Here is a 17,203-nt window from a genome sequence, read left to right as displayed (position 1 = left end):
ACGACACCTTCGGATTCGGTTTAAATTAGGAGGGTAATCACCCGTTGAAACCATCCTGCCACAACCAGTTTTTCCTGCAACAATAAACGCGTAAAACCGCCTATTGTTTCCATCAGAAAACAATCGTTGCACTACGGAAGGGGTGAAACCGACGATTTGGCGAAAATAATATTCCACTGATAAACCTGATGGTGACATTTCCCTGATTAACTCATTAAAAATCAGGCGGTTTATTCATTCCATTTTTCCTGTTTCAATGTTGAGCTGGCTCGCAGTTTGTTAAATTAACCGCCTCTCCCACCGTTGATGCTTTTACAACCATTAAGCATAACGAGTCAGGTGAATCACTCGCCGGGGGAAAATCATGGACAAACATCACGCGCAAAGTCGCACACACGTTTATCGCAAAAAACATGCGCTATCTGCTGCCGCTGCTGGTGGTCTGCTATCTGTTTGCCTTTATCGACCGAACGATCGTGGGTTTTGCCTGGCTGGAAATGGAGGCCGATGTGGGCCTGAGTGCCGCCGCGTTTGGCCTCGGCGCCGGGCAGCCGATTTTCTGGAGCTTCCCGGCAAAGCAGCTGAAAGGCACCGATGCGGCGGTGGGCATTGCGTGGATTAACGCCTTCGGCATTGTGGGTGGCTTTATCGGCCCGTACGGATTTGGCGTGGTGGCACAGCTAACCGGCAGCAATGAGAACGGCCTGCTGATGCTCTATCCGCTGCGGCGAATGATGCGCCGCCAGTGCAGGATGAGCGGGGAAGCAGTAGCGGTTCCGCATCATCGGTAACAACAAATGCCGCTGGCCAGCACGTCACTGTTACGCGCTGAACGGCGGCAGAAGCCAGGTCGGTTGAGCAAACGGCAGAATCGGCAGGGCCATCGCCCCTTCTACTGCCTTCTCAACGACCGGCGAACATGTCGATCCGGCCATGCCCGGATCAGCTATTAAACCCCAGCTCGGCGGAGATGGCTCTGGCGGTGGCCACCACCGATACCATCAGTTTTTTCACGCCGACCTGCTGCAGCTTGGCGGTCGGCAGCGACACCGAAACGGCAAACGGCACCCGCTGCTGGATATCAAAGACCGGTGCCGCCAGGCAGGACACACCCAGTTCGTTTTCTTCCCGATCCATCGCGGTTTGCTGCTGGCGGATCGCCTTTAGTTCATCCAGCATTTCCGGCAGCGTGGTGATGGTATTTTTCGTCAGCTGCTGGATCGTATCCTGATGCGTTTCCCAGTAGTGCGCCGGATACTCTTCACTGCCCCAGGCCATAAAGATTTTACCCATTGCCGAGCAGTACAGCGGCATATGCTGTCCGATATAAGCCCGGGTCCGCAGCATGCCGGTCGTTGGCTCCAGCTTGTAGATCAGAATCACATGATCGTCTTCACGGCTGGAGAAATTCACCGTTTCACCGACTTCCAGATTGAGTTTTTCCAGATGGGGAGCCGCAACGTGAATGATATTCAGCGACGACAGGGCCTTCTGCCCCACCGAAATAAATTTGGTGGTCAGTCGGTAGCTGCCGGGCGAAGGCGCCTGGGTGACATAGCCGCTGCTGTACAGCCCCTGCAACAGCCGGTGAACGGTACTTTTTTTCATCCCGGACAGCTCTGACAGATTCGCCAGCGGGCAGCCGTTAGGGTAATTACTCAATATTTCAATCAGCTGCAGGCCACGAAACAGGCTCTGGGTGCCAGCCGGCTGATCCTTTTTATCGTCCTTTGCGGTATCCGCCTTTACGCTCATTCACGCTTCCTCTTAGTGTCCCGCACACCCTTTACGGGGCTTTGTCTGATGGTAACTCATGCCTCTGCGGCTGTGAACATGGAACGACATTTCAACCCTGATATCGCTCCATCTTAGACGGTTAAACGCGTAAAAGCGAAGTGAGCGATTCATCACAGTTCTATAACATCAAAATTAAATATCTGATTTATATAAATAAATAAAACTTCCTCACCTTTGCTTTCCGCCCTCAGTAATAATACTATTTTTGAAACCTGATTTCGCATGTTGGAATAAGCGGTGTTTTTAATATGCTGTCGCCGCCGTTGATACTTATCTGTTGTTGCAGGAGACTGTTATGCAGGATACACCCGGGGCAGCGGTTCTGACGCTGAGCCACATCACTAAACGCTTTGGCGGCAATATCGCCGTCAATGACGTCAGCCTGGAGGTTCATCCCGGTGAAGTCATGGCATTGCTGGGCGAAAATGGCGCCGGCAAATCCACGTTAATTAAAGTCCTCGCCGGCGTTTACCCACGCGACGACGGCGATATCCGCTTTCACGACGACACCATTACCTCCGCCGCCGCGCTGAAAACCGCCCAGCGCCAGCCCATCGCCTTTATTCATCAGGACCTCGGCCTGATCGAGTGGATGACAGTGGCGGAAAATATGGCGCTGGTGATGGGGTTCACCCGCCGACTGGGGCTGATTGACTGGCGGGCGGTGCGCGAACGTTCCCGCCAGGCATTGGAAGAAGTGGGTATCGCCCTCGACCCGGACTCACGCGTTTTCGAACTGTCACGCACCGAGAAATCCCTTCTGGCTATCGCTCGTGCGGTGGCGGTCAACGCCGAAGTGCTGGTGCTGGATGAACCCACTGCTTCGCTGCCGGCCAACGACGTCCGCCACCTTTTCAGCGTCATCGAACGCCTGAAAAGTAAAAAAGTGGGGATGATTTACGTCACCCACCGTCTGGACGAAGTAATTGAAATTGCCGACCGCGTCTGCGTAATGCGCGACGGAAAACGCGTAGCGGGCGGCTTTACCCGCGACTACAGCCTGCGCAACCTGGTGGAGATGATCGTCGGCGAAGCGGTTGAGGGCAACCAGCGCGAACCGCTGCCGGAAAAAGCCGATCCGGTCCTGACCTTCGACAGCGTAAGCATTGATGAGGTTGGCCCGGTGTCCTTCAGCCTGCAGCCCGGCGAGATGCTGGCGCTGGCCGGGCTGCGCGGTGCCGGGCAGGAGGAGATAGGCCGCCTGCTGTTCGGCCTTCGCCAGCGCACCGGCGGCAGCATCACCTTCCGTAAACAACCCTATCAGGCCAGCTCCCCGCAGCAGGCCATGGCGGCGGGCGTATCGCTGGTTGCCGGGGATCGCACCGGCGAGAGCCTGGTGATGTCGATGAGCGTGCGTGAAAACCTGTTTATCAACCCCTGCGCCAGCGGCCATCGCCCGATCTCACACTACGGGCGCCGCGCCGAACTGGGCGCCAGCTGGTGGAAAATGCAGCTGTTCGACGTGCGGCCGAAGGACGTCAGCCTGGATATCAGCGCCCTCTCCGGTGGCAACCAGCAAAAAGTGGTGATGGCGCGCTGGATGCACCTCAATGCGCCACTGCTGATCCTGGAAGATCCCACCGCGGGTGTCGATGTGGGCGCGCGCGAAGAGATCTACCACCTGCTGAATAAAGCGCTGGCCGAAGGCGTGGCGGTACTGGTGCTCTCCAGTGACTTCGAAGAAATCGCCCATATCTGCAACCGGGCGCTGGTCTTCAACCGCGGGCAGATCGTCGGCGAGTTGAAAAACGATCGCGTCAGCTTTGCCAATCTACTTGAACTGGCCTCCGCCAGCAGCGAATCCACCGTCGCCACCGTGTGAAATTTTACGCCACCCCGCAGACGGTGGCAGGAGAAGATCTATGTCTAAAACGTCCGTCAAATCAACCGCGCTGGAGCAGCGGGTCAGTCTCAGCCAGCACGGCGCAGGCCCGTGGTCGATGCAAATCATCACTCGCTACGGCCTGCTGCTGTTGTGCGTTCTGCTGGTGGTGCTGTTCTCCGCGCTGTCGCCGTCGTTCGCCAGTATGCTGACCCTACAGGCAATCCTCTCCAGTAAAGCCAAGATCGCCCTGCTGGCGCTGGCCGCAACGATCCCGATGATCGTCGGCAAAATCGATCTTAACGTCGGTTTTGGGATCGTGCTGTGGCACATTCTCGCCATTACGCTACAGGTGCAGTACGGCTTCTCCTGGCAGATGGCGGTACTGGCTGTGCTGGTCATCTCCGCGCTGTACGGCCTGCTGAACGGCATTCTGGTGGCGCTGGCGGATATCGACAGCTTCGTGGCTACCCTGGGCTCCGGTACCGTGCTCTACGCCATCGCACTGTGGCACTCCGGCGGCCGTCAGATCGTCGGCGATCTGCCCGATGCCTTTACCGCCCTGCACTACACCGAAATTTTCGGCATTCCGATTGGCGCGTTCTACGTGCTGGCGGTGGCCATTGTCCTGTGGCTGATCACCGAACACACCCCGCTTGGCCGCTGCATGTACGCGGTAGGCGGTAATCCGGCGGCGGCGCGGCTGAACGGCATTGCGGTCAATAAATTCACCATCGGCGCATTTATCGCTTCCAGCGTGCTGACCGGTTTTAGCGGCGTGCTGATCGCCGCTGAACAGGGCGTAGGCCAGGCCAGCGTGGGGATGGACTATCTGCTGCCCGCGCTGGTGGGGGCCTTCCTCGGCAGTACCACCATTCGTCCGGGACGGGTCAACGTCTGGGGCACGGTGGTTGGGATTGCCATTCTGGCGATCGGTATCGCCGGTATCCAGCAGTTTGGCGGCGAATTCTGGGTTGAACCGCTGTTCAACGGTGCCACCCTGCTGCTCTCCATTAGTCTCGCCGGTTACGCCCAGCGCCGCCGGATGTTAAACCAGAAAGCCGTCGTTCGCAGCCAGAGCGCCCCGGCGACGCCTCCTGACAATAATCAAAACGCCACTACAGGAAGTCAGCTATGAAAATTCACGTTCTTGCCTTAACCCTCAGTACCCTGCTGGCCGCCGCATTACCGGTACGGGCAGACAGTTATCTTGACCAGGCCACAGCGGCAGTGACCAAAGCTACCGCCAGCGTGACCGAATGGGACGGCCCGACCACCGGGCCAAAACTACAGGCTAACAAGAAGGTGATTTTCATCGCCTCCGATATGAAGAACGGCGGCGTGCAGGGCGTGCAGCAGGGGCTGAGCGAAGCCGCGAAGGCGGCGGGCTGGAAGCTCGATACCCTCGACGGCGGCGGTTCGGTAAAAGATCAGCTGGCAGCGCTGAATCAGGCAATTGCCCAGCGCCCGGACGGCATCGTGATCGGCGGCTGGAACCCGAACGTGGCGAAGGTGCTACTGAAAAAGGCCGCGCAGCAAAAAATCGTGCTGATGGCCTGGCACGCGGTGCCGCAGCCGGGGCCGATTCCGGAGTACGGCGTCACCACCAATATCACCTCCGATTCTACCGAAGTGGCGCGTCTGACCGCGCAGTATGCGGTGGTGCATTCCGGCGGCAAGGCCAGCGTGCTGATCTTCACCGATTCGCTGTATCAAATCGCGCTGGATAAAGCGAATACCATGAAGCGGGAAATCGAGAAGTGCAGCGGCTGTAAGGTCGTGGAGTTTATCGATACGCCACTGGCTGATACCGCTAACCGCATGCCGTCGATGACCTTCAGCCTGCTGCAAAAATACGGCGATAAGTTCCAGTACGCGCTGGCGATTAACGATCTCTACTTCGACTTTATGGCCCCGGCGCTGAAAACGGCGGGTAAAGGCGGCAGCAACGCGCCGTTTAATATCTCCGCCGGTGACGGCTCGGTTTCCGCCTTCCAGCGCATTCGCAGCGGTGACAGCCAGATCGGCACCGTCGCCGAGCCGCTGAAGCTGCACGGCTGGCAGCTGCTGGACGAATTTAACCGCGCCTTTGCCGGGCAACCGCCTTCAGGTTATGTCACCCCGGCGCACCTGATCACCAAAGAAAATATCGGCAGCGACGGCGGCCCGCAGAACCATTACGACCCGCAGAACGACTATCAGGGCCACTACAAAGCCATCTGGGGCGTGAAGTAACGGAGGCACGACTATGGCAATCACCGACGATCTGGTTATTGAGACGCTCTGCTCCCCGGCGATCTGGGCGGAAGGCCCGGTATGGCTGCCGCAGCAGGATGCGGTGGTGTTCAGCGACGTTAAAGGCAACCGCATGTTTCGCTGGCAGCGTAACGGCGAACTGGAGGTATGGCGCTCCCCTTCTAACTTCGCCAACGGCAACGCGCGGGATGCGGAAGGACGGGTGATCAGCTGCGAGCACGGTCGGCGCGGTATCAGCCGCACCGAGCACGACGGCAGCGTCACCATGCTGGTAGAAAAGGTGGACGGCAGGCGCTTTAACTCGCCTAACGACGTGGTAGTGCGCTCGGACGGCACCATCTGGTTTACCGATCCGCCGTACGGCATCACCAGCGATGACGAAGGCTATCACGCCCACAGTCAGGTGATCGGCTGCTATCTCTACTGCTTCGATCCGGCCAGCGGCATACTGACTATCGCCGCCAGCGATCTGCAGCGCCCTAACGGGCTGGCCTTCTCGCCGGATGAAAGCCTGATGTACGTGGCGGATATGTCGGTGATTGATTTCCCCACCCTGGGCCGCCGCGAACTACGGGTGTACCAGGTTGAGGGAGATCGGCTGAACCACGGTAAATGGTTTACCGAGGTGGCCCCCGGTATTCCGGACGGTTTCTGCGTTGACCGCCGGGGCAACGTCTGGTGCAGCTGCGCCGACGGGGTGATCGTCTTCGACAGCGGCGGTAACCGCATCGGCAAAATACCTCTACCGGAGTGCGTGTCTAACTGCACGTTCGGCGGCCCGGACGGCGACGAGCTGTATATCACCGCCACCCGCTCGCTGTACCGCGTCCGCATCAGGCAGTAGTTATGAACAGCGGCGCGCTGACCGAATCGCTGGCTGTACCGGCGCGCCTCAAATCACAGTCAGTATTATGTAGCCTGTAGCAGGGGAAACTTTGCTGTCGGCTTTGCCATGCCTGTTTTTGACCGGGTGTGGCAACGATCACAGAAGCTGACATTAATTTTATCTATCTGTTTTTTAAAAATAAATTCACCCCTCGTTTTTTTGACTTCATTCCGATAACCTCATAGGATTTATTTGGAACAACATTCCATATATTGAAATTCACACCGGCGGGGAGTAACAGCAGCATGAGAATCAGCTACCAGCAGTTAAAGCAGGAATTCCTGCGGGTTTTACTGGCGCGCGGCGTGGCGGCGGAGAAGGCCGAAGCCTGTGCCACCCTGTTTGCCGATACCAGTGAAAGCGGCGTTTACTCCCACGGTGTGAACCGCTTCCCCCGCTTTATTCAGCAGCTGGATGCCGGGCATATCGTGCCGACGGCAGCCCCGGAAAAAATTCTCTCACTGGGTGCGATTGAACAGTGGGATGCGCACCGCGCAATCGGCAACCTGACCGCTACCACCATGATGGATCGCGCGATGGAACTGGCCGACAGCCACGGCATCGGCCTGGTGGCGCTGCGTAATGCTAATCACTGGATGCGCGGCGGCAGCTACGGCTGGCAGGCGGCAGAGAAAGGCTATGTTGGCATCTGCTGGACCAACTCGATTGCGGTGATGCCGCCGTGGGGCGCAAAAAACTGTGCAATCGGCACCAACCCGCTGATCGTTGCCGTACCGGGCGAACCGATAACCATGGTGGATATGTCGATGTCGATGTTCTCCTACGGCATGCTGGAAATTAACCGCCTGGCGGGCAAAACTCTGCCGGTGGACGGCGGTTTTGATAACGACGGCAACTACACCCGCGACCCGGCCACCATTGAAGAAAACCGCCGCATCCTGCCAATGGGCTACTGGAAAGGTTCCGCCCTCTCTATCGTGCTGGATATGCTGGCTACCCTGCTCTCTAACGGCTCATCGGTAACCGAAGTGACCCAGGACAACGGCGATGAATTCGGTATCTCGCAGGTGTTTATCGCGATTGATGTCGATCGCCTGATCGATGGCCCAACCCGCGACGCCAAGCTGGCACGCATTATTGAATCCATCAGCGGTGCCGAACGCGCCAACGGCGAGCAGGCCATCCGTCTGCCGGGCCATAAATTCCCCGGCATCCGCGCGGAAAACCAGCAGCTGGGCATTCCGGTAGACGAGCGCGTCTGGGCGCGCATTCAGGCGCTGTAACAGGAGCAACGCGATGATTTTTGGACATATCAACAATACCGAAGCGCATCACTATCCTGCTGCCGTCGCCTGCGCCGTGGACTATCTGGCCCGCCACGATCTGCGGGCGATGGCCGCCGGGCGCTACCAGCACGATCGGACCGGCTGGGTGGTACAGGTGCTGGATTTACAGACCGGCCCGCACAACGAGAGCTTCCCCGAAGCCCACCGCCACTTTATTGACGTGCAGTTTCTGGTCCACGGCGAGGAGCTGATCGGCGTGGCAACGGAAAAGGCCGAGCTGACCATCCACCAGCCGTACAACGCCGATCGCGACATTATTTTCTATCGCGATGCGCCGAACGAAACCCTGCTGCTGATGAAACCCGGCAATTTCGCCGTGTTCTTCCCGCAGGATCTTCATCGGCCAAACCTGATGATCGACAGCCCGCAGGCGATCCGCAAAGTCGTGGTCAAGATCCCTGTTAACGACGTTATCAACTTCGAGAGAGCACTATGAGCCTGACTTCAAGTTCAGTGGCTTCCGGCGCGTCCATTCCGACCACGCGCTGGCTGCGGATCATCCCTCCGATCCTGATCGCCTGCATTATCTCTTATATGGATCGCGTGAATATCGCCTTCGCTATGCCGGGCGGTATGGATGACGAACTGGGCATCAGCGCCTCCATGGCCGGTCTGGCGGGCGGGAGCTTCTTTATCAGCTATCTGTTCCTGCAGGTGCCCGGCGGCAAGCTGGCAGTCTACGGCAACGGTGAACGCTTTATCGGCTGGTCGCTGCTGGCCTGGGCGATGATCGCCATCCTCACCGGTATGGCCACCTATCAGTTCCAGCTGCTGGGGCTGCGCTTCCTGCTCGGTGTTTCCGAAGAGGGTATGCTGCCGTACGTCGGTGTGATCTTCGGCATGTTTATCTTCTCGTCGCTGTCCGATGCCACCGGACGCCGCAAGCTGTTTGTTGCGCTGCCGCTGGCCGGGTTTGCTATTTGTATGGCGCTGTCGGTGCTGCTGAAAGCGCATATCTGGTGGTCCTACGCCGCGCTGGTCGGCTGCTGGGTGTTTATTCAGTCGGCGGCCGGGGTATTCTGGGGTATTCCTCCGCGCCTGTTTAACGCTGAAGTGGCAGGCGGCGCACGCGGAGTGATTAACGCACTGGGCAACCTCGGCGGCTTCTGCGGTCCGTATATGGTCGGCGTGCTGATTGCCGAATACAGCAAAGATGCTGGTGTTTACAGCCTGGCGATCCCACTGGCGATTGCTTCGGTACTGGCGCTGACGCTACCCGCCCGCTGCGATGCACCGCAGAAGGGGGCCGCATGAGTTACTGGCTGGGGCTGGACTGCGGCGGCACCTTTATTAAGGCCGGGCTGTATGACGCATCAGGCCATGAACAGGCGGTAGCACGGCAGAACCTTGCGGTGCTGGTGCCGGAACCGGGCCGGGCGGAACGCGATATGAACCAGCTGTGGCAGGTGGCCGCCACGGTGATCCGTCAGGTGCTGGAAAACGGCGGGATCGATGCCGCAGACGTGCGCAGCATGGGGATCTCCGCACAGGGTAAAGGGCTGTTCCTGCTCGATAAACAGGGCCAGCCGCTGGGTAACGGCATGCTCTCTTCCGACCGCCGCGCGCTGGAGCTGGTTCAGCGCTGGCAGCGTGAAGGCGTACCGCAGGCGCTCTATCCGGTAACCCGTCAGACGCTGTGGACCGGGCATCCGGTTTCGCTGCTGCGCTGGGTTAAGGAGCACGAGCCGGAACGCTATGCCGCGATCGGCAGCGTGATGATGGCGCACGACTATCTGCGCTTCTGCCTGACCGGTGAACGGGCCTGTGAAGAAACCAATATCTCTGAATCCAACCTGTATGACATGCAGCAGGGCGACTGGTCGCCCGCGCTGGCGGAGCAGCTGGATATCGCGGAGATCCTGCCTGCCCTGCCGCCGATTGTCGGCTCCAGCGACGTGGCGGGTCACATTACGCCCGCCGCCGCCGCGCAGTGCGGGCTGGCGGAAGGCACGCCGGTGGTCGGCGGACTGTTTGACGTGGTGTCCACCGCGCTGTGCGCCGGACTGTACGACGACACGCGGCTGAATGCGGTGATGGGCACCTGGTCGGTGACCAGCGGCATTACCGACTGCCTGAGCGATGAAGTGGATTACCCCTTCGTGTACGGCCGCTACGCCATTGACGGCCAGTACATCGTTCACGAAGCCAGCCCGACCTCCGCTGCCAATCTGGAATGGTTCTGCCAGCAGTGGGGCATCGACGACTACGCGCAGCTGAACCAGTGGGTGGCAGAACTGCCTCCGGCGGCCAGCTCGCTGCTGTTCGTGCCGTTCCTCTACGGCAACAACGCCGGGGCCAACCTGCACGCCAGCTTCTACGGCCTGCAGGCGGGCCACCAGCGCGGGCATCTGGTGCAGGCGATTTATGAAGGCGTGGTGTTCTCGCATCTGACCCACCTGAACCGCATTCTCAAACGCTTCCCCAACGTCAGCGCCCTGCGCCTGACCGGCGGACCCACGCGTTCAGCCGAGTGGATGCAGATGTTTGCCGATATCAGCGGCCTGCCGGTGGAGATCCCGCAGATTGAAGAGAGCGGCTGCCTGGGAGCGGCGCTGGTGGCGATGACCGGAACCGGCGCGCTGCCGTCGCTACAGCAGGCGCAGCGGGCGCTGGACCCGGCGATCGTCAGCTACCAGCCAAACGCCGAGCACCACGCGCTCTACCAGAAAAAATACCTTCGCTATCAGAAACTTATTACGGCACTGATTGCCGCCAACCAGGAGTAACTCATGAGCCGTTCCTCTGTCCCTCAACTGCAGCTGGCGCTGGATCAGACCCGGCTGGACGCCGCCCTTGATGCCGCCGATCGCCTGCACGAGCACGTCGATATCGTGGAAGCCGGCACCATTCTCTGCTTCAGCGCGGGCGTGGAGGCGGTGCGCCAGCTGCGACAGCGCCTGCCGGAGAAAACCCTGGTGGCCGATTTTAAGGTCGCCGATGCCGGATCGACGCTGGCCGAGCTGGCGTTTGAGGCCGGTGCTAACTGGATGACGGTAATCTGTGCCGCACCGCTGGCCACCTTTGCCAGTGCCCATGACGTTGCCCAGCGCTATCAGGGCGAGATCCAGATCGAGCTGTTCGGCAACTGGACGATGGACGACGCCCGCAGCTGGCGCGCCCTCGGCCTGAAGCAGGCGATTTACCACCGTGGCCGCGATGCGCAGGCCCAGGGGCAGCGCTGGAGCCAGCAGGATCTCGACGCGATGAAAGCACTCTCCGACCTCGGCTTCGGACTGTCGGTGACCGGCGGGATCACCCCGCAGGAGCTGCCGCAGTTCAAAGAGATCGACGTGCGCGCCTTTATCGTGGGCCGTGCGCTGACAGAAAGCGCCAACGGTCTGGCCACCTCCGCCGAGTTCCATCTGGCCATCGACAGTATCTGGGGGAAATAACATGCGCCAGCATCCGTTAGGAATTTATGAAAAAGCCCTGCCCGCGCACCTGAGCTGGCCGGAACGTCTGGCGCTGGCGAAGGCCTGCGGCTTTGACTTTGTTGAGATGTCGGTAGATGAAACCGATGCCCGCCTGGCGCGCCTAGACTGGACCAAAGCCCAGCGCCTGTCGCTGGTGGACGCGATGATTGAAACCGGGGTCAACATCCCGTCAATGTGCCTGTCCGGCCATCGCCGCTTCCCGTTTGGCAGCCGCGATCCGGCCGTTCGCCAGCAGGCGTACGATCTGATGCAGCGCGCCATCCAGCTGGCAAAGGACACCGGTATCCGCACCATCCAGCTGGCCGGCTATGACGTTTATTACGAATCGCACGATGAAGGTACCGTCACCCGCTTCGCCGAAGGGCTGGCCTGGGCGGTGGAACGTGCGGCGGCGGCGCAGGTGATGCTGGCGGTGGAAATCATGGACACCGAGTTTATGAACTCCATCAGCAAGTGGAAGCACTGGGATCGCCAGCTGGCGTCGCCGTGGTTCACCGTTTATCCGGACGTCGGCAACCTCAGCGCCTGGGGCAACGACGTCAGCGCCGAGCTGGCGCTGGGCATCGATCGCATCGCCGCAATTCACCTGAAAGACACCCTGCCGGTCACCAATGATTCACCGGGCCAGTTCCGCGACGTGCCGTTTGGCGAAGGCTGCGTCGATTTTGTCAGCGTATTCCGCACGCTGAAGCAGATTAACTATCGCGGCGCATTCCTGATTGAAATGTGGACCGAAAAAGCCGAAGAGCCGGTGGCCGAGATCGTACAGGCGCGGCGCTGGATTGAACAAAAAATGCAGGAAGGAGGATTACTGTGAGCAAAACGTCCCTGAAAGAACAGGTGTTCGAGGCCAACCTCGCCCTGCCGCGCCATAATCTGGTGACCTTTACCTGGGGCAACGTCAGCGCAATTGACCGTGCCAGCGGCCGCGTAGCGATCAAGCCTTCCGGCGTGGATTACGATGTGATGACGGTGGACGATATCGTGGTGGTGGATCTGGAGAGCGGCCGCGTGGTGGAAGGCAGCAAGAAGCCCTCTTCCGATACGGCAACGCATCTGGCGCTGTATCGCGCCTTTGAAACCGTCGGCGGTATCGTGCATACCCACTCGCGCCACGCCACCATCTGGGCGCAGTCCGGGCTGGATCTGCCCGCCTGGGGCACCACGCACGCCGACTATTTCTACGGCAAAATCCCCTGCACGCGGCTGATGACTGTGCAGGAAATTGCAAAGGATTACGAGCACAATACCGGCGAAGTGATTATTGAAACCTTCCACTCGCGCGATATCAGTCCGGCAGCCGTTCCGGCGGTGCTGGTCAACGCCCACGGTCCGTTTGCCTGGGGCAGCAATGCGGATAATGCGGTGCACAATGCGGTGGTGCTGGAGGAAGTGGCCTATATGGGGATTTTCTCGCGGCAGCTGACGCCGGGGATCGGGGATATGCAGCAGGTACTGCTGGATAAGCACTATTTACGTAAGCACGGGGCGAATGCGTATTACGGGCAGTGAGTGACGGTTGCAGGATCGTGCCCCGTTATGCGTAACGGGGCCGTTCCATTGAAGCACCGCTGTCAGATCAGCACGGCAAAGAGCAGGCGAATGTCAAAATCAGCACATTCCTTCGTTTCCTCTTCCGGCATCATGCCTGACGTTTCTGCGTATGCTCTGCCAGCTGCTGGTTGAAATGTACCGGCGTCCACTTCTCTCGCAGCGCCTGTAACAACAGGGCCTGCTGGGTCTGCGGCACCAGCCCGCCCAGCGGCGGATCGGTATCCAGATTGGTTGGAAATGAGTAGCCCTCCGCAGCGGATGCAATAACGGCACTGAGCTTATCTTCCGGCAGATCGCGCTGAAGCAGGGCCGGATAGATACTTTTCAGCACCTTGATATGGTTGACCTTTTCCATGGTTTTGCCAAAGCTTGATGACACCTGCAGCAGGTTGGCGGTGCGCACGCGATCCGGCGTGACATTGTTGCCCGCCGCGTGGAACAGCGCCGGGTTGAAGAACAGCCCGTCGCCTTTGTGCAGCGGTAGCTGGATAGCATACTGCTGGAAAAAGGCAATAAACTGCGGGTCCCGCCAGGCCAGATAGCCCGCCTGATACTGCTGTGACCACGGCAGGAGCTGGGTCGGTCCGGACTCAATCGGCATATCGGTGTGCGCCACTGCACCCTGCAAAGTCAGGTACTGCGACAGAATTTGCAGCGGCAGTGGGAACTGCTCAACGACTTCATTACTCTGGAAGCCCAGGTGGTAGTCGCGATGCGGCTGCTGTGCCTTACCGCCGGGACGAACCTGGTTCACCTGGGCGGTCATCTCGTAGCCCGGCCCCAGCCAGCTTTCACAAATTATCGACAATAACGGATTGTCGTAATAATCAATAAAGGCGTCGGCATCGCGCTCCGCGACTTTTTGCAGCGCATTCCAGATGCGGCCGTTGCTGCCCGCTTTGGCGAAGTGATCGCCGCCGCCGCCCGCTGCCGCTTCGTCTTTCAGAATCGCTTCAAACAGCTGGCTGCTGCGATCCACCGCTGCCAGGTTGTCATACAGTCCTTTCACCACAAATACGCCGGGGCCGGAAGAGAGTGCGCGGTGCAGCTCGCTCAGCACCGCTTTGCGGTCATCACGCGCGGCGCTCAGCAGCGAATCGGCGCGGTAAATCAGCACGTTCAGCTCGCTGCCCTGCGCCAGCGGATAATCGTCCTGACGCAGTGTCTGGCGGCAAACCGCCGCAAACTCATCAATATTCAGCTGCTTTTCCTGCAGATAGATAGCGTTCATAACGACTCCTTACAGGCTCAGCGGCTGCTGGGGTTTTGGTGCGCCGTCGTCACCGCAGCCCACCACATTCTGGTCAAAATCAATCACCGCACCGGTCATCATCCCGGACTCTTCAGAGAGCAAAAACGCCACGCCGCGCGCCACTTCCCGCGGCTTCAGCAGGCGGCCAAACGGCTGCTCGCGCTCGGCTTTCTCCAGCCAGTCATCGGAGGCCTGGTGATACTGCTTCTGAATATCATCCTCGTGCGGTGTGTCCATCCAGCCAATATTCAGGCCATTCACCCGAATGCGGTTACGCATGGCGCTGAACGCCACGTTTTTCGTCAGCGTCACCAGCGCGCCTTTTGATGCAGCATAGGTGGTGAGGAAGCTCTGACCGCCGTGGGAGGTCATGGTGATGATATTAACGATGCTGCCTTCCGTGCCGTTCGCCACCATCAGTTTGATTGCCGCCTGCATCAGGAAGAACGGTGCACGGACGTTAACGGCGAAGATAGCGTCAAACAGCTCCGGGGTGGTGTTAAGGATGGTGCCGCGATCGGACATCCCGGCGCAGTTGACCAGGCCGTGCAGCACGCCGAAGCGGCTTTCAGCCGCGGCGATCACCTGCTCGCAGGAGTGCGGAGCGGTCAGGTCGGCGGCGACAAATCCGGCATCACAGCCCAGCGCCCGCAGCTTTGCTACCTGCTCTTCACCGGCGCGCGCATTACGGCCGCAGATAATCAGGCCACGCGCGCCGCGCTCGGCCAGCAGTTCAGCCACCGCCGCACCCAGGCCCTGGGTACCGCCGGTCACCACATACACTTTGTTCTGAAACTGATTGTTGAAGTCTGAACTCATGATTAAGCGCCTTTCGTGTTTTTTATCGGATACAGGGTGAGGAACAATTGCTCTGAGCCACCTTATCACTTACATTTTTTTAACAACACGCGCCAACAACCTCAAAAAGACCTCAAATTATGAAGTTCTCGATTAAACAGATCGCCGCACAGTCGGGCGTCAGCAAAGCGACGGTGGATCGCGCGCTGCATAAACGCGGCAGCGTGCATCCACAAACCGATCGACGCATTGCCGCCGCGATCCGCGATCTTGAGCTACAGCAGCGGGTGAATCTGGCCAGCGGCAGAACGCTGAATATTGACGTAGTGCTGCATACCCCAGAGCGCTTCAGCTCGCTGGTCAGCGCCGCCCTACTCAGCCAGCTCGGCAGCCTGGCACCGTTCCGCCTGATGCTGCGTTTTCACGTCTTTGAACAGATCGATGCGAAGGCCCTCCAGCAGTTACTTTTGCGCTGCGGCAGCGACAGCTACGGCGTCATTCTCAAGGTCAGTGATGAAGCGCCGCTGAACGCCAGCGTGGAACAACTGCTGCGCCAGCGGGTGCCGGTCGTCACGCTGGTGACCGATCTGCCCGACAGCGCGCGCATTCGCTATGTGGGCATGAATAATGGCAGCGCGGGTCATACGGCGGCCTATCTATTGTCGCGCTGGCTGGGGCCGCAGCCCCATTCGGTGGCGGTGGTGTTGAGCAGCGCCGGATTTCGCGGCGAAGAGGAGCGGGTGGCCGGATTTAGTGACGGGCTGCGCCAGCTTGCGCCGCAGCATAAGGTGGTGCGCATCAGTGAAGGCTACGGCGTGGATAACCTGACGTTTGAGCGAGTGATCGAAGCGCTGGCCAGCGATCCGGCCATCAGCGCGGTGTACAGCGTTGGCGGGGGAAATCGTGCCATATATCGCGCGTTTGCCAGCCAGCAGCGCTCGCTGCGGGCCTTTATTGCCCACGATCTGGATGAAGAAAATCGTGAAATGCTGGCCGCGCGGCAGCTGGATGCGGTGATCGATCACGATCTGCGTGCCGATGCCCGCAGTGCGCTACAGGCAATCCTGCGCTTTCACGGATTTTTACCGCCGGAAGAGGAAATGGGGGCTTTTTCGCGGGTGAACGTGGTGACGCCCTTTAATCTGTAGGCGTCACCCGCAGGATTCAGTCTTTCAGGCGCGCCATAAACAGTGCATCGACCTGCACGCCGTTGCGCACGCCGAAACGAACGCCGCGGCCTTCGGTCACGAAGCCAAATTTCTCATACAGCGCAATGGCCGCCTGATTATCGGCGTAAACGGTAAGTTCAATGCGATCCACCTGCAGCCAGCTGTCGCAGAGATCGACTATCGCCGTCATCATCGCCTTCGCCACGCCCTTACCGCGATGGCGGATGTCCACGCCCAGGCCAAACGTGGCCGTATGGCGGCGGCGCGCCGGGGTATTCAGCACCACGAAACACTGCCCGACAATCTGGCCGTTAATGCAGGCCACCAGCATGTGCTGGCCGTCCGGCGTGTTCTTTAGCTTCTCCTGCCAGCGCTGTAGTGAAGGGTAAGGGAGCTGAAGCGTATCGCTGTAGGTTTCCGGCTGGCTGTACATTTGATGCAGCGCCGCAGCGTCATCAGGCTCGGCGTGTCGAACGATAATCTCACTCACCTTTACTCTCCTTAGTTATAGAAATCCTCTTTAAAATCAGGGTTTTTAATCATCAGATCAAGTAAAAAATAATCAGAAAAGAGCTTTACAAGTGCGAATGATAATGATTATTATTGCTATGCGTTTTCAGCAGAGCTGTACTACTGGCTGAGAAGGCACGACATTGCTCACATTGCTTCCAGTATTTCTTAGCCAGCTCGGGTGCTGGCTTTTTTTTGCCTGCGTTTTGCCTGGCTCATCCCATCTTACCCGGCGACTCCTTCCATCGTTTGATACCGATTTCGCCGCTGCTGCGATGGCCACTGTCGTCGTGACTACTGCGGTCATTTTTACAGTTGCTGGTGCCGTCTTCACCTTCAATATTGCTGTCACTTTTGTCCATGAATCCTTTCCCTCCTGAAAGACCGGGTTGTCACGCTATCCCAACCTGACTGATGA

The 17,203-nt window shown here is 59.1% G+C and carries 18 protein-coding genes; 13 read left to right on the top strand and 5 right to left on the bottom strand.

Annotation, left to right across the window (positions count from 1 at the left end; translation table 11 throughout):
- Positions 1–413 precede the first annotated feature (413 nt).
- Positions 414–791, top strand: a complete 378-nt coding sequence (locus AC07U6_RS08915) for a hypothetical protein (protein ID WP_494764040.1) — start codon at positions 414–416, stop codon at positions 789–791.
- A gap of 151 nt (positions 792–942) precedes the next feature.
- Here AC07U6_RS08915 and AC07U6_RS08910 read toward each other — a convergent pair whose 3' ends face one another.
- The gene (locus AC07U6_RS08910; RefSeq protein WP_494764041.1) at positions 943–1,755 is read right to left on the bottom strand and encodes an IclR family transcriptional regulator; all 813 of its coding nucleotides are present in this window, start codon (positions 1,753–1,755) and stop codon (positions 943–945) included.
- A 337-nt stretch (positions 1,756–2,092) separates the two neighbouring features.
- Between AC07U6_RS08910 and AC07U6_RS08905 the strand changes: the two genes are divergently transcribed.
- From AC07U6_RS08905 to araD, 11 genes are all read left to right on the top strand, one after another.
- Positions 2,093–3,619, top strand: a complete 1,527-nt coding sequence (locus tag AC07U6_RS08905; protein WP_494764042.1) for a sugar ABC transporter ATP-binding protein — start codon at positions 2,093–2,095, stop codon at positions 3,617–3,619.
- 40 nt (positions 3,620–3,659) lie between these two features.
- Positions 3,660–4,757, top strand: a complete 1,098-nt coding sequence (locus AC07U6_RS08900; protein WP_494764043.1) for an ABC transporter permease — start codon at positions 3,660–3,662, stop codon at positions 4,755–4,757.
- Positions 4,754–5,854: an ABC transporter substrate-binding protein gene (locus AC07U6_RS08895; RefSeq protein WP_494764044.1), complete on the top strand. Its 1,101-nt coding sequence runs from the start codon at positions 4,754–4,756 to the stop codon at positions 5,852–5,854. The genes AC07U6_RS08900 and AC07U6_RS08895 overlap by 4 nt, the downstream gene beginning before the upstream one ends.
- Positions 5,855–5,867: 13 nt before the next feature.
- On the top strand, positions 5,868–6,719 hold the full coding sequence (locus AC07U6_RS08890; RefSeq protein WP_494764045.1) for an SMP-30/gluconolactonase/LRE family protein: 852 nt from the start codon (positions 5,868–5,870) through the stop codon (positions 6,717–6,719).
- Between the two features lie 287 nt (positions 6,720–7,006).
- The gene (yiaK, locus tag AC07U6_RS08885; protein ID WP_494764046.1) at positions 7,007–8,005 is read left to right on the top strand and encodes a 3-dehydro-L-gulonate 2-dehydrogenase; all 999 of its coding nucleotides are present in this window, start codon (positions 7,007–7,009) and stop codon (positions 8,003–8,005) included.
- 13 nt (positions 8,006–8,018) lie between these two features.
- On the top strand, positions 8,019–8,504 hold the full coding sequence (locus AC07U6_RS08880; protein WP_494764047.1) for a NanQ anomerase/TabA/YiaL family protein: 486 nt from the start codon (positions 8,019–8,021) through the stop codon (positions 8,502–8,504).
- Positions 8,501–9,322, top strand: coding sequence for an MFS transporter (locus tag AC07U6_RS08875; RefSeq protein ID WP_494764048.1), 822 nt, complete (start codon positions 8,501–8,503; stop codon positions 9,320–9,322). Before AC07U6_RS08880 ends, AC07U6_RS08875 begins: the two co-directional genes overlap by 4 nt.
- Entirely contained in the window at positions 9,319–10,794 is a 1,476-nt protein-coding gene (locus AC07U6_RS08870) for an FGGY-family carbohydrate kinase (RefSeq protein ID WP_494764049.1), read from the top strand. The genes AC07U6_RS08875 and AC07U6_RS08870 overlap by 4 nt, the downstream gene beginning before the upstream one ends.
- A gap of 3 nt (positions 10,795–10,797) precedes the next feature.
- Positions 10,798–11,460 (top strand): 3-keto-L-gulonate-6-phosphate decarboxylase UlaD, encoded by a 663-nt coding sequence (gene ulaD / locus AC07U6_RS08865; protein ID WP_494764050.1) that lies wholly within the window; start codon positions 10,798–10,800, stop codon positions 11,458–11,460.
- A gap of 1 nt (position 11,461) precedes the next feature.
- Positions 11,462–12,319: an L-ribulose-5-phosphate 3-epimerase gene (locus AC07U6_RS08860; protein WP_494764051.1), complete on the top strand. Its 858-nt coding sequence runs from the start codon at positions 11,462–11,464 to the stop codon at positions 12,317–12,319.
- On the top strand, positions 12,316–13,014 hold the full coding sequence (gene araD, locus AC07U6_RS08855) for an L-ribulose-5-phosphate 4-epimerase (RefSeq protein WP_494764052.1): 699 nt from the start codon (positions 12,316–12,318) through the stop codon (positions 13,012–13,014). Before AC07U6_RS08860 ends, araD begins: the two co-directional genes overlap by 4 nt.
- A 130-nt stretch (positions 13,015–13,144) precedes the next feature.
- On the opposite strand, the gene AC07U6_RS08850 is transcribed toward araD, so the two are convergent.
- Together AC07U6_RS08850 and AC07U6_RS08845 are read right to left on the bottom strand one after the other, a co-directional pair.
- Positions 13,145–14,287, bottom strand: a complete 1,143-nt coding sequence (locus tag AC07U6_RS08850; protein ID WP_494764053.1) for a phytanoyl-CoA dioxygenase family protein — start codon at positions 14,285–14,287, stop codon at positions 13,145–13,147.
- Between the two features lie 9 nt (positions 14,288–14,296).
- Positions 14,297–15,127: an SDR family oxidoreductase gene (locus tag AC07U6_RS08845; RefSeq protein ID WP_494764054.1), complete on the bottom strand. Its 831-nt coding sequence runs from the start codon at positions 15,125–15,127 to the stop codon at positions 14,297–14,299.
- Between the two features lie 119 nt (positions 15,128–15,246).
- On the opposite strand from AC07U6_RS08845, the gene AC07U6_RS08840 reads away from it, so the two are divergent.
- A complete protein-coding gene (locus AC07U6_RS08840; RefSeq protein WP_494764055.1) occupies positions 15,247–16,254 on the top strand; it encodes a LacI family DNA-binding transcriptional regulator in 1,008 nt (335 codons plus the stop codon).
- Positions 16,255–16,270: 16 nt separating this feature from the next.
- Here the strand turns inward: AC07U6_RS08840 and AC07U6_RS08835 are convergent, their stop codons facing one another.
- The gene (locus tag AC07U6_RS08835) at positions 16,271–16,765 is read right to left on the bottom strand and encodes a GNAT family N-acetyltransferase (RefSeq protein ID WP_494764056.1); all 495 of its coding nucleotides are present in this window, start codon (positions 16,763–16,765) and stop codon (positions 16,271–16,273) included.
- A 235-nt stretch (positions 16,766–17,000) separates the two neighbouring features.
- Complete coding sequence (locus AC07U6_RS08830) at positions 17,001–17,147, bottom strand: hypothetical protein (protein ID WP_494764057.1); 147 nt, start codon at positions 17,145–17,147, stop codon at positions 17,001–17,003.
- Positions 17,148–17,203 lie beyond the last annotated feature (56 nt).

This window comes from Erwinia sp. GW821-FHT03D09, assembly GCF_059420805.1.
The sequence above is the reverse complement of the archived record's forward strand: the minus strand, read 5'-3'. Positions and strand labels throughout refer to the sequence as shown.